Genomic DNA, 14,326 nt, shown 5'->3' with positions numbered 1-14,326 from the left:
CGTGAGCCACCCCGACAACCGGAACCCTAACCACCTGTAGGGGCGGGTTTTACTACTATCCTTTTGATTTGACCCCAATGTAACTAAACCCGCCCCGATCGCGTGAGCCACCCCGACAACCGGAACCCTAACCACCTGTAGGGGCGGGTTTTACAACTATCTTTTTGGTTTTGACCCCAATGTAACTAAACCCGCCCTGATCCCGTGAGCCACCCCGACAACCGGAACCCTAACCACCTGTAGGGGCGGGTTTTACAACTATCCTTTTGGTTTTGACCCCAATGTAACTAAACCCGCCCTGATCCCGTGAGCCACCCCGACAACCGGAACCCTAACCACCTGTAGGGGCGGGTTTTACAACTATCATTTTGGTTTGACCCCAATGTAACTAAACCCGCCCTGATCCCGTGAGCCACCCCGACAACCGGGCGGGTTTAGTTAAGTTATCGGTTTGTTGCTATAAGTTATCTGTCAAACCCGCCCCTACAGATCGTGCTGTATGAAACCCACCCCGAATCTATTAGCGATCGCGTTCTAAATCAAGGAATCAATCCTCGCCCTGCTTGCTGTTGCTGAATCCGATCCAAGCTTCCCGTGGGAATCGACTCAATAAGCTGGCGCGTGTACTCGGTTTTTGGTTCCCGATAGATACTCTGTGCCGCATCAATTTCCTCGATTTTGCCCTTATTCATCACCATTATCCGATCGCTCATAAATTTGACCACACTCAAGTCATGGGAGATAAAGATATAAGTCAGATTCAACTCATCCTTTAACTTACTCTGTAACTCCTTGAGCAGATTCAGCACCTGCGCCTGTACCGACACATCCAAGGCAGAAACCGATTCATCGCAGATAATAAACTTAGGCTCAAGTGCTAGCGCCCTAGCAATACAAACCCGTTGGCGTTGTCCCCCTGAAAATTCGTGAGGATAGCGGTTCATCCAGTCGGGCTTTAACCCCACCCGCTCAAACAAATCAGCGGCGCGATCGCGACGGGCTTTGGCATTATCTCCCCATTTATGAATCACCAATGGTTCCATCACCGCATCCCCAATCTTCATCCGAGGATCTAGGGAACTAAAAGGATTTTGGAAAATAATTTGCATTTTTTGCCGCATTTGCCGCAAACCCTTACCTTTTAGATGGGTGATATCTTGATTGTCAAATGTTACCTTACCCTCCATCGGTTCAATTAAGCGCAATAATGTCCGGGCAAGGGTAGATTTACCGCAGCCCGATTCCCCCACGAGTCCCAAGGTTTCGCCTTTGTAAACCTTAAAGGACACATTATTGACCGCCATAATATAGCGTTTGGTTTTGCCAAATACGTTGGCTACAGGAAACCCCACTCGGAGATTTTCAACGGCAAGTAAGGGAGAGGCTGAGGCGTCAGCAATGGCAAGATTATCTCGCTGAACCTTTGCCCCATTTTCCTGCTCAAACGTCGGGGATTTTTCGCGAATTTCTACTTTACCCTCCTCTGTCTTTACTTCCTCCATGAAGTCAGCCACAGTGGGTAAGTATTTTAGATGTTTTTCTAACGTCGGACGACAGGCTAATAATCCTTTCGTGTAAGGATGTTTAGGATTAGCAAAAATTTGCCAGACATCGCCACTTTCGACAATTTTTCCCCGATACATCACCGCCACGCTATCAGCAATTTCAGCAATCACGCCTAAGTCGTGGGTGATAAAAATCATTGACATTCCCCGCTGATCCCGCAACTCCCGCAGCAAGTCTAGAATTGCCGCCTGTACGGTAACATCAAGGGCGGTACTGGGTTCATCCGCAATCAGAATCTCCGGATCACAGGCAATTGCCATAGCAATCATCACCCGTTGCAATTGACCCCCGGATAGTTCGTGGGGATAGCGTTTGAGCATTTCCTGTTTGCGCTGATTCAGGTACTGGCTAATGACTCGATCAGTGGAAGCGCTAAAGCGCTCACTACGAACAGCGCGATCGGGATTTTCCTGTTCATACTCCAGCTTAAGTTCCTCATCACTAGGAATCAGCCGCACTTCTTGCAGCCGTGCGATCGCCTGACGCCGTGCTTCGCCTTGGGAGATGTCCGGATGCTGTAAAATAGCCTCAATAAGCTGAAACCCGATTGTGTAGACGGGGTTGAGGGAACTCATCGGTTCCTGGAAGATCATCGAAATTTGACCCCCCCGAAATCGGCGTTTCTGTTCCTGATTCAGCGTCAGCAAGTCTTTGGGTTGAGCGCCATCGGCTTTAAAATAAATCTCCCCCTGAGTAATCTTACCCGGTGTTGACACTAACCCCATCACCGCCAGTGAGGTGACTGACTTCCCCGAACCCGACTCGCCGACAATACCCAGGGTTTGCCCCTGTTTCACTTGAAAACTAATCCCATCAACAGCCAGGACTTCCTTTTCATCGGTTTTGAATTTGACTTGTAGGTTGCGAACGTCGAGAACGGTATCAGCCATGACACGCTAAAACGAGAATTAATGGAAATTGTAACAAGCCAATGCCCTATCGTACCGCATCCCCATTGATTCGCGATCGTACTATAGGAGCTAAATAGTCTATTGTTACTGAATTGACACAACTGATGAAAACTCTAGTCAAATGGACAGTCACCGACTATCATCGCCTGATTGAGACGGGTATTCTCAACCACCGTCGGGTCGAACTTTTGCAAGGAGAAGTCGTAGAAATGCCACCAGAAGGACCAATCCATAGCTATGTAACCGAAGGGGGTGTCCACTATCTACGTTCGCTCCTGCAGGAATTAGCCCTGGTGCGAGAAGCTCATCCGATTACCTTCGCTAATTCTGAACCCCAACCCGATGTCGCCATTGTCCAACCGCCTCGACAACGATATCTCCAGCATCATCCCTATCCTCAGGATATTTTTTGGCTGATTGAAATTTCTCAGTCTACTTTGGACTATGATCTCAATGATAAGCCGAAAACCTATGCCTTGGCAGGTATTCCCGATTACTGGGTGGTTAATCTCAAAGCCAATCAGATCCACGTCTTTCGACAGCCTCATGATGCCGATTACTTAAAATCATTGGTGATCAATCAAGGCATAATTTCTCCACAAGCCTTCCCCACAATTGAGGTATCAATCAACCAATTTTTTGCTGATTTATAATATTTTTTACCGATATCTAATAGTTTAATGATGGAAAAAATCAATAAATGTAGGGGCGGGTTTAGCCACTCAAACAACTTGTCACCAATCAATGAACAACAAAACCCGCCCTCCCCACTTTTCAGTGTAATCAGTGCAACCAACCTCTCACCGCCCTACCCCCATCTCTCCAATAAATCCGTGAAATCAGTGTTTTGACAAATAACATCATCGCATCCGATGCTGACAGCGTTTGAGATAATGTTGCGCTACCTTATCCCCTGGATTAAGCTGCAAACATTGGCTAAACGCTTGAGCCGCATCTGAGAGGCGATCGCGATAATATAACATTAGCCCTTGCTCAAATTCCGTTTTCGTTGCCAGCTTTGCTTTTCGTATCTGGGGCGGATCAGCATCAAAGACTTCATAAACGGTTACTTTTTTCGCTTTCCCTTTCACATTCACCTTATCCACAAGGCGCATCCCATAGTCACCGGGATTCGACAACCTCAAGAATGTATGGTGCGAGATTAATAGCCGTACTTGATAGATTTTAGTTAATTCTTCCAGGCGGGCGGCTAAATTCACCGCATCACTAATCACCGTGCTATCCATACGGGAAAATCCGCCCACGGTTCCCAGCATTAATTCTCCGGTATTGATTCCTATACCAATCTCAATGGGTGCATAGTTATAATTCGCCCGATGTTGATTATATAAAGCCAGCCGCTCAAACATAGTAATTCCCGCCTGCACTGCTTCATCCGCATTGCCACTAAACAGCGCCATAATTTCATCGCCAATATATTTATCGACAAAGCCATTATGTTCCCGAATAGCCGGTTCCATGCGACTTAAGAAGGCATTGATAAAGTTAAAATTTTCACTAGGATTCATCTGTTCTGACAGTGCTGTAAAGTTGCGAATATCGGCAAACAGAACAGACATTTCCTGTTGAACATGATCCCCCAGTTGCACATCCACAATACTTTTTTTCTGTAAAAATTGCAGAAATTGACTAGGAACAAACCGTTCGTAGGCTCGATTGAGTTGAAACAGTTCACGAGTAAAAGCTTCCCGTTCCGCTTCGGCTTTTTTGCGATCGCGGATATCTTGAAAGGCAACCATCCCATAAGCCACCTTACCCTGTTCCTCATAGATAGGAGTTCCCCACACCTCAATCGGGATAATCTGATCCCCTCGGTGAATTTCCACATCATCAATGGTAGACGTTTTGCCCTGCAACGCCAGAAAAATAGGCATTTGGTTGGTGGGATAGAGTTGATCTGTTCCTGTGCGATAGGCTTGATAAACCTCAGCTAATTCTTCAACGGTAACAGCGTCCACAATGCCTTGACCTAAAATCTGTTTAGCCGTTTCATTAGCATAGTAGGGTTTGCCCTTAGCATCGAGGATAAAAATCCCCACAGGTACAGCATCTAAAAATTGCATCAATCTCCGCTCACTTTCCCGCACCGCTGCGTAAAGTTGGGCATTTTCTTTAGCAATTGTGGATAAACGCAGATGAGTTTTAATCCTGACCAAAAGTTTGTGTTTGGCAATCGGTTTCGTCAAATAATCATTCACGCCCACACTAAAACCTGCCACTAAGTCATTCACTTGCTCATTCGCCGTCAACAGTAACACGGGCAGTTCAGTAGGGGGATAGAATTCACGCAGTTTTTTACAAACATCATACCCAGTCATGCGGGGCATGATCGCATCAAGTAACACCAAGTCAGGCTGAAAACCATTGTTAATGATATCTAACGCTTCCCTACCATTGGCGGCTTGGGCAAGTTGATAATTTTCTAAGGATAAATAGTTGACGAGTATCTGGCGATTCACTGTATCATCATCGACGATTAAAATTTTGAACGGGTTGATTAAGGGTTCGTCATCCTGGAGATTATGGTGTTGTTTTAGGGTTAAGCTAGGTTGATCAAGGGTCAGTAATAGGGGACAAGACGTACCGACACTAGGAGGTTGACTCACAAAGGAATTGGCACTGTAAACTGTCTTAGGTATTGCCACGATTGACTCAATCGGATCGGGCTTAAAGTCTGGAATTTGTCCGTCAAAAATTGGCAACGTAAACGTAAACTGAGAGCCGACGCCTAAGGTTGATTGCACCTCAATGGTTCCCCCATGCAACTCCACTAGCTTTTTCGTCAGGGCTAACCCTAACCCTGTACCGCCATATTGATGCCCTAGAAAACCCTGCCCTTGTTCAAAGGATTCAAAAATACGGTTTACTTGAGACTTGGGGATGCCAATTCCTGTGTCAGAGACAGTAATGGCTAGCATTTGGAATGTTGACCCTTCACTGGCTTCTAGGACATGGTTTGTCGGGGCGGGTTTAGGAATTTTGTTTTCGCTATTGATAGTAACGTTTGTACAAAACCCGTCCTGACTGGATGTTGACCCTTCACTTTGTTCGAGGACAAGGTTTTGATCCTCCACTTCGCTTATAGGGAACCGGTTTGGTAGAGGCGGGTTGATAAAATTTGCGCCATCGGTTGACGATACCGTTGATTCCAAAACCACGCTGACTACTCCTTCGCTGCGCTCAAGGACATGGTTTTGAGTTAACTCCTTCAACTCTCCCTTGTCCCACTGCACTGCTGCACCTCTGCCCTCTAACTTCTGCCTTGAACTTACCAATTGAGCCGAAATTTTGACCGTTCCTTTATCAGTAAACTTAATCCCATTATCCACTAGGTTTTGCAAAATCTGCTGCACCCGATTTTCATCCGCATAAGCGATAGGTAAGTCCGGAGAAATGGCATTAATCAGTTGTAACTCTTTATCCCCAATCAGCGGATAACTGAGTCGGAGAACTACCTCCGTTATTTCTCGTACTCCCACGGGCTGTGGCTGGAGTTGAATGTCTTGGTGTCTAAGTTTGGCAAAATCGAGAATGTCATTGACTAAGTTAGATAAACGTCGTCCCGTGGCAACAATTGTGCCTAAATTGATCCGGGTTTGTAAGGGTAACTTTCCGGTAGCATCATCGATTAAGGATTCAGCAATGCCGACAATGCCATGGAGAGGAGTACGAAGTTGGTGGGATGTATTAGCTATAAATTCATCTTTGAGCTTATCTAGGCGCTGCCAAGCGGCATTTTGATGGTCTTTGAATTCCAGTTCTTGGCTAAAACGCATCCGTTCGGCTTCGGCTTTTTTGCGCTCTGTGATGTCGTTGATAACGGCAATGGCATAAATAATTTGACCTTGTTCATCTAAGATAGGTTTGCTCCACATCTCAATCGGAATAATCTGGTCATCTTGGTGAATTTCAATATTATGCACAATAGATCGTTGTCCCTGTAAGGCTCGAACAATCGGTAACTCTTCGGTCGGATAAAATTGATCGGTTCCGGCGATATACCAGTGATGAACGGCACAAAAATTATCCGCGATCGCGTCGGGGGTGAACGCTTCTCCGATAAACCCTTGTGCCTTATCGTTGGTATAATTAAATTGCCCCTGAGCATCAACCACCACGATACCAACGGGTACGGTTTCTAAGATTTGAGCTAACTGTTTCTCACTTTTTGCCAATGCCTCATTTAAACGGTTCATCTGATGATTCTGGTCTTTGAGAGTGGCAAAGGATTGGTTTAATTGATCCGCCATTTGATTAAAGGCGGCGCTGAGACTACCCAGTTCAGCATTGCGATGAACCTCAATTTTTTGGTTCCATTCGCCATTAGCAATGGCGTTAGCGGCTTGATTTAAGCGCTGGATGGGTTGAATGATCCAGTGGGCGGTACTAATACCAATTCCCGTGGCGATGATTAGGGCAACCAGACAGAGTAGGATAGTTGATTTGGTATTATTATGAATGTGATCTAAGAAGTCAGCTTCAGGGAGAACTACGACAATTAACCAGTCTAATCCGTGGCTATCTTGTAAGGGCATGACTTGTAAAAATTGGCGCTGCCCTTGATGCTTAAAGTCCAGGCGCTGGGACTCTTGAATCGCCTTTAACTCGCTAAACTGTTGGGTTAAATAGTTGGCGCTGGCTTGAATTAAGGGGTCACGACTTTGGCTGGCTTTTAATCGGGTGATTTGATTTGGGTTATGTTGAAAAGGCGGTTCCGGGGCGGATGTGGCGACTAAGAATCCAGAACGTTCCATAATAAACAGGCGTCCCGATTTACCGATTTTTAACGTTTGCAGGAAATCGTTAATCGTGGAAAGACGCAGGGTTGTGTTTAAGACACCCTGAACCTGCTGATTGCTGTCGTAAACGGGTTGAACGGCGCTGATTAGCAACGTGCGATCGCCTTCGCCAAAATGGGGGTAAATGTCACTCCAAGTGGGTTTATCGGCTTGCAAGGCGGCTTTATACCAGGGTCGCCGTCGGGGGTCGTAGTTTGTGGTACTCTCGATCAGGGTCTTGCGATCGCCTTCACTGTGGGTGCTATAAGTATAGAAGTCAAAATCTGTCCCAGGATTCGCTTGGATAATCACCAATTGATCCCGATTTCGCCGTCCCGCCGCAATCAGTCCTCGCTGTTCATTCGCCACACCAACATAACTCACAGAATCAAATCGTTGCACTTGTCGCCACAAATGCTGTTCCCAGGGTTGCAAGGTGTCTATGGTCAAGCTTCCCAGATAAATCGCATCTTGATTACTCTGATTAATTTGATGAGGAATGGCTAAATATCGCTCCAACCTATCCTCAATATGAACCGTAATTTCATCTTGTAATTGAGTCGCTACCTCATTCACCGCCTGCTTTCCGTGGCGAAAGGATAACCAGCCAATCACTCCGACTATGGCAAAAATTTGCACCAGAAAGGGGACGACGAATACCGTTCGTAGAGGCACATTGGTTAACCCTTTGGCAATCAGGTGCTTAAGAGATCGCATTGACATGAGAGTCGCTTAAAGATGGCTAAAGTCAAGGACGTAAACCCTACAGCTTTAAAGCAGAATCTAGTCCTTTTTTATGCAGTTCAACCCAAATTAGCGATGCACCCAATAGATTCAATCCATCAACGATTGAAATAGTTTGAGGGTAAAACTCAAAAAAGATGTTTTTATTGAATGAGTATGGTTTTGCCAAACGTCTGAACAGCACTCACTCACTCAACCTTCACGGCGAACGTTTCCCACCTGTCGCATTCACCGGAAAGCTTGACAGCTAAACAGTTTCGACTTTTGTAAAGAGACTAATCACCTCTGTACATTGCCGATAGGGGTACTAGACAGAACCGAAGATTTCAGTCCCGTAGCCTCTCTCACCTACAGCCATCACTGTGTTATACTAGCGTATTACTTGTATTACGGCATTCTCATAATATTCCAATGCGCTGACAACAGCAACGTCCTAACGGTAGAGAAAATCCAATGTTGTCAGCTAGACCTGATTGGAACGTCAGTAGGGGCGGGTTTAGGAACTCAATTGACGGGCAAATCAATAAATGTCAGACAAAACCCGCCCTTCCCCCGTATTGAACCTAACCGATAACCTCAATCCCAAATCCACTCACGGTTAAAAAAAGGGCGGGTTTTGTTGTCTTGTTTAAGGTGAGTCTACTCATTTAATCCCTAAACCCGCCCCTACATGATATGATCAATCTTTCCAAATTTTTAATTTTTTCCACCTACTTAGGGGACTGTTTTCTCTCAATCAAACACACCGATAGCTATTGCTGTTGACAACGGTTGAGATAGATGTTCGCCACTTGGTCTTGAGGATTGACCCGGAGAACCTCAGCAAAACGTTTTTTCGCCTCAGCAAACGCCTTCAGGTTATAAAAATACCAGGCTTCGGTAAAGGTTTGTAACGTGGCTAATTTAGCGGCTCTAATCTGAGATAAATCTGCATCAAACACTTCATAAACAGTTACCAATTCCGATTTTCCCTTCACCTTCACCTTATCAATCAGGCGAATCGCATAATTAGTCGGATCAGATAAACGGGAAAACGTATGATGAGAAATTAATAAGGGGACTTGATAATATTTGGTTAACTCTTCAATGCGAGAGGCTAAATTCACCGCATCACTAATCACCGTGCTATCCATGCGCGAGACTCCACCAATGGTTCCTAGCATCAACCCTCCCGTATTAATCCCAATCCCAATCCGGATAGGAGGATAGCCGGAATTCTGTCGATGTTGATTATAGATCCTCAGTTGGTGTAGCATAGCAATTCCCGCCTTAACTGCATCATCAGCCTGACCACTAAACAGTGCCATAATTGCATCACCGATATATTTATCAATAAAGCCATTATGGTTAGTAATCGATGGCTCCATGCGCGACAAATAAGCATTAATAAACTTAAAATTATCCTCCGGCGTCAGCGTTTCCGATAATGTCGTGAAAGTGCGAATATCCGAAAATAGGATCGACATTTTCTGTTGGACATTATCACCCAACTGGACATCGACAATACTTTCCTTATCCAAAAATTGGAGAAACTGACGCGGAACAAACCGTTCATACGCCTGATTCAGTTCTGCCAAACTTGTATAGAAACGGGCATTTTCAATAGATGTGGCGGCTTGCGCGGATAGAAGACGCAACAGTTCCAATCGGCTAGCTGTAAATGCTCCCGTCGTCAAATTATTTTCTAAATAGACAATTCCGCTGAGTTTTCCTTGATTAATCAACGGCGCACAGAGAATTGACTTCGGCTGTTCTTGCTGAATATAGAAATCTTGAGTAAATTGTCCCTCATTTAGGGCATCATTTAAGACAACAATTTCCTGCGTTCTAGCTACATAATTAATAATGGTTACAGATAAAAATTGACTTTCTTCAATGTCAGTAGATTGTAAAATCTGAATTTGATCACATTCGGCACAGGCTTGGGCAAGGGTATTCACCTGTCCCTCGGCTTCAATCCTTAATTTTCCTTTGCTTTCTAAAATAAGAAACCCTTTTTGCGCTCCAGCATTTTCAATTAAAATTTTCATCAACGCTGCTAGTAATTTATCCAAGACAATTTCACCGGAAATCACTTGCGCGGCTTTTATGACTGTGTTTAAGTCAAGAAAATCTGAAGATTTATTTCGACTTTGCGTCGTTGTTGTCACTATCGAACTTTTTTGGGGAACTCCGGCTGAATCATTGCCATTGACTCGGGCAAACAGCCATTGGGGATAAGCTTCTTCCAACTGTTTAACTTTCGCCATTGCCCCCCACAGCGTATAAACATAGTGAGCTTTTTGTAAATAGTTTTGGGCAATTTCCTCCCGACTTAACCGTTGATAAAACTGACTGGCTCGTTCATACGCCAAAGCTTCATCATGAAAATAGCCCTGTTTTTTTGCCCCCTGAATCGCCCGATCATAATACTCCATCGCTCGAATAGTTTTACCGCCAACTCCCGCCCGTTCAGCCTCTACTAAGTCATATTTATGCTGAAAGTTACAAGGCGCATGTTCTGCCCAGTTTCGCATCGTTTTTTGCTGTCTTGCCACTTTGATCAGATATCGTCGGCGTTTGCTGGGACTTGCTGAATGACATACCGCTAACAGAACCAAAGACGAGTAGAAATTGGCTAAAACACTATTTAATAAGCCTTTAACGCTCCCCTTATACTTTTCAGCCAGAAAAACCTGAGTTTCCGCTTCTTCATACTTGTCAAATAAGTAATAAATGAATAATTTCGCCCAATAAACAGATAAAATTGAAAGCTGATTATTCGCTTTTAATAAATCAGGCAGAACCTGATCAAAAACAGTCAAGTCTAAATGGGGAGACTGGTCAGCCTCCATTAAGCATACGGATAAGTTCCGCCAAATCGTGATATAGTTAATCTGGTAATCTTGTTTAAATTGATGATTTAATTCCAGGTGTTGGGCTTGCTTTGACTCAACTTCAGCTAAGGGAAGTCCGACGAAAAATGAATAGGTACAATAGTTTACGGTGCAGTGACAAGCATATTCAATATCACCCTGTTCAATCGCCGTTTGAATTGTATCGAGTAACGGATTTAGTGTTTTTCGCGCTGGTTCTTTCCAGGGGCGGACAAAGGCATTAAATTGCTGCTGAACTTTGGCTTGTACGTCTTTGGCATTAAAGCGCTCTAATACGGTTAAGGCTAACTGACCAAAGCGATAGCCTTGATCAATCGTTTCTTGTTTACCACACAACAGCAAACTATAAACACTATAAGCATAAGCTGCTAGTGATGAATTTCCATAGCGAATACAGAGATTCACCATAGTGATAATAAGCGACGGTAACAGAGATGGTTTGGCAATATAGGCAGGTGCCATAACGGACATCAAAATTCGCAAAGCTGCCAATTGAGTGGGTTTAGTCATTTCTGGCAAATCTGCTAACGCCTCAATCGTTTGATAAACAGGAGGCGTTTGAGTTAGCGGTATTTCTAATAGCTTTAAAACCTGCTTTGCCGTTTTGATAGCGGACAGCATTTGATTTTGAGAACTATCGAATAAAATTTGAATTTCATAGACCTTAACCTTATGAATTAGAGTTTCCGCCTGGTTTAGCACAACATTGGTTAGGGTTTGGGCGGTTTCAAAATCAGTCAATAAATATGCCACTTCGATGGCTTCCATAGACAAGTTTAGAGTCAACTCATACTGCGCCTGCCAACTGTCTGGAGGAAGAAGTTCTCGACCGATTGTCAAGTACTTCATCGCCGCTTCATAAGCGGTTGCGGCTTTGGCTTTTTGACCTGCCCAAAGATTCAATTGAGCTAATTTATTCTGTTCTTCAGGAGACTGGATTAACTCAATACTAATATTCAGATGATTGACAATATTAAAAAGAGTCTCTGACAACTGGTCTTCTGACGTATTTTTCAGTAATAATTGACCCACCGTATGGTGAATCGCTTGGCATTGTTCTTGAGGAATCAAAGAATAAGCAGCGTTCTGAATTCGGTTGTGAGCAAATTTGTATTGGATGGTGAAGTTTTGATGTTCTATATCGCTGCTTAATGAGCCAGGATTCGAGGCTAAAGGTTGACGTTTCTGCAACAGATTTTCAGTATTATGGGATGGACTGATTAACTTGTAGTATTCACCCAAAGGCACAATTAATCCTTCAACAACTGCCTGCCATAACTGCACCGCTGTTTCGGACAGCGATTCGCCTAACGCTAAGGCTAATGGTTTGAGTTCAAAGGAATTGCCCAAACAAGCGGCAAACTGTAAAACCCGTTGCACCTTTGGCGATAAGGTTTGAATCTTATTGACTAGAATGGCGACAACATTATCAGTAAAGTTTTGGGCTTGGATTTTGGCTATATCCCACCGCCACATTCCCCCTTGAGAGTCAAAGGTAACAATTTTTTCTTTGTATAAATAGTTTAAAAACTCATTGACAAAAAAAGGGTTGCCGCCCGTTTTTACCTGAACTAATTCAGCCAGAGGCTGGGCATGATCAGGTGAACATTTGAGTGTTTCTGTTACCAATTGGATAATGCTTATTAATTCCAATGGCGCTAAAACAATCTGATGGATAATGGTTCCACTTGACCGAATAGTCTCGAAGGTTAATAGTAAAGGATGAGATGCACTCACTTCGTTATCGTGATAAGCACCAATCACAAACAACCCGTCGATGTGGGAGTCAGTCTCACCCTGATTCGAGGAGTTCATCAACCATTCCATGAGTTTCAACGAAGCGCTATCCGCCCACTGCAAATCATCGAGAAAAATGACTAACGGATGTTCAGGTTTGGCAAAGATACGGATGAACTTTTGCAGAACTAATTTAAAGCGATTTTGCGCTTCTGTAGCGGGTAAACTAGAAACTGAAACGGGTTTGCCGACAATCAGTTCAACTTCCGGAATGACATCAATAATAATTTGAGCATTCACACCTAAAGCGGCTAAGAGTTGGTCGCGCCATCGGCTTAGTTGGACTGTGGTTTCAGTTAACAGGTTTTTGATTAATTCTCGAAACGCTTTAATCACGGCTGAGTAAGGAATATCCCGCTGATATTGATCAAATTTGCCGCGAATAAAATAGCCCCGCCGTTGAGTAATGGGTTTATATAATTCCTGTACTAGCGCTGACTTCCCTATACCGGAATATCCAGATACAACCATCATCTCCTTGGGGGAGTTTCGAGTCTGTCGGGGCGGGTTTAGGGAATTTTGTGTCGCCGTTGACGATAACTTTTGTTCAGAACCCGCCCTGATTGAGTCTGGCGTTGGGTCTGCTAATACAGTACGTCCAGAAACCCGAATAAAGGTGTCCAGTAGAATTTGAATTTCCCGTTCTCGACCATACAGCTTTTGGGGAATTTGAAATTGCTCAGAAATATCCTGGCGACCGAGAGGAAAGGGTTCGATTTTTCCCTGGGTTTCTAATTGCATTAAACAAACCGTTAAATCTGATTTTAGTCCCCAGGCACTTTGATAGCGATCTTCGGCATTTTTTGCCAATAATTTCATCACGATATCCGAGAGAATTTGCGGAATCTCTGGATTCATTTGGTGAGGCGGAATCGGTTCTTTTGCCAGATGAGAATGGACTAACTCTAGGGGATCTTCGGTTGCAAAGGGAAGGTGATGGGTTAGCAATTCATAGAACGTAACCCCTAAGGAATAAAAATCAGTACGATAATCCAGCGCCCGATTCATTCTCCCGGTTTGTTCCGGTGACATGTAGGCTAATGTGCCTTCTAAGACTGAGGGATTTTTCAGGGTCGGGTTTTCTCGTGATAAAACGGTGGCAATGCCAAAGTCAATGATTTTCAGTTGTCCCGTTTCAGGATTGAAAACAATATTGGCAGGGTTGATATCTTTGTGAATAATATGGGCAGCATGAATTCTGCCTAAGCTTTCTGTATTGCGAATGGCGATACTCAAGACTTCTTTAAGCGTAAATGCCCGTTCCTGGAGTAAGACTTTTAACGAGGAACCGCCAAAATCTTCAAAAATAATCACCAGGGTGGTTTGATGGGGTTCTAAGCTATAAGCCTGAACCACACCGCCAAAGTTGAAGGAACGGGTGATTTGATATTCTTGTTGATAGCGGTTAATTTCTGCGGGCGTAGGATAATCTTGTTTGAGAACTTTGAGAATCACCGATTGCTGATCTGATTCTCGGATACCACGATAAACTAGAGAGTTACGACTTTCATAGATTTGAGCCAGAATCCGACAGCCAGCAACGGTAACCATAGGGGTAGAGGGAGGAAACACTGAGAGGATTGGTTAAAGTTAAAGTAGGGGCTTGGTTACCAAGTTAAAGTAGGGGCTTGGT

The 14,326-nt window shown here is 44.3% G+C and carries 4 protein-coding genes; 1 reads left to right on the top strand and 3 read right to left on the bottom strand.

Annotated elements, in window-relative coordinates; translation table 11 throughout:
- Positions 1 to 539: 539 nt before the first annotated feature.
- Positions 540 to 2,456 (bottom strand): ABC transporter ATP-binding protein, encoded by a 1,917-nt coding sequence (locus RIB93_RS11225; RefSeq protein ID WP_446372867.1) that lies wholly within the window; start codon positions 2,454 to 2,456, stop codon positions 540 to 542.
- A 125-nt stretch (positions 2,457 to 2,581) separates the two neighbouring features.
- Between RIB93_RS11225 and RIB93_RS11220 the strand changes: the two genes are divergently transcribed.
- The gene (locus RIB93_RS11220) at positions 2,582 to 3,130 is read left to right on the top strand and encodes a Uma2 family endonuclease (protein WP_446372866.1); all 549 of its coding nucleotides are present in this window, start codon (positions 2,582 to 2,584) and stop codon (positions 3,128 to 3,130) included.
- Positions 3,131 to 3,337: 207 nt separating this feature from the next.
- Here the strand turns inward: RIB93_RS11220 and RIB93_RS11215 are convergent, their stop codons facing one another.
- Positions 3,338 to 7,999, bottom strand: a complete 4,662-nt coding sequence (locus tag RIB93_RS11215) for a response regulator (RefSeq protein WP_446372865.1) — start codon at positions 7,997 to 7,999, stop codon at positions 3,338 to 3,340.
- Between the two features lie 773 nt (positions 8,000 to 8,772).
- A complete protein-coding gene (locus RIB93_RS11210; RefSeq protein WP_446372864.1) occupies positions 8,773 to 14,244 on the bottom strand; it encodes an AAA family ATPase in 5,472 nt (1,823 codons plus the stop codon).
- Between the last annotated feature and the right edge of the window lie 82 nt (positions 14,245 to 14,326).

Source organism: Coleofasciculus sp. D1-CHI-01, from assembly GCF_040218875.1.
GTDB lineage: Bacteria > Cyanobacteriota > Cyanobacteriia > Cyanobacteriales > Coleofasciculaceae > Coleofasciculus.
This window is presented reverse-complemented; position numbering and strand designations above follow the sequence as displayed.

What these genes read in the sequence shown, in the direction of transcription:
- RIB93_RS11210 (WP_446372864.1), bottom strand. Translation starts at nt 14,244, where the DNA reads ATGGTTACCGTTGCTGGCTGTCGGATTCTGGCTCAAATCTATGAAAGT.
- RIB93_RS11215 (WP_446372865.1), bottom strand. Translation starts at nt 7,999, where the DNA reads ATGTCAATGCGATCTCTTAAGCACCTGATTGCCAAAGGGTTAACCAAT.
- RIB93_RS11225 (WP_446372867.1), bottom strand. Translation starts at nt 2,456, where the DNA reads ATGGCTGATACCGTTCTCGACGTTCGCAACCTACAAGTCAAATTCAAA.
- RIB93_RS11220 (WP_446372866.1), top strand. Translation starts at nt 2,582, where the DNA reads ATGAAAACTCTAGTCAAATGGACAGTCACCGACTATCATCGCCTGATT.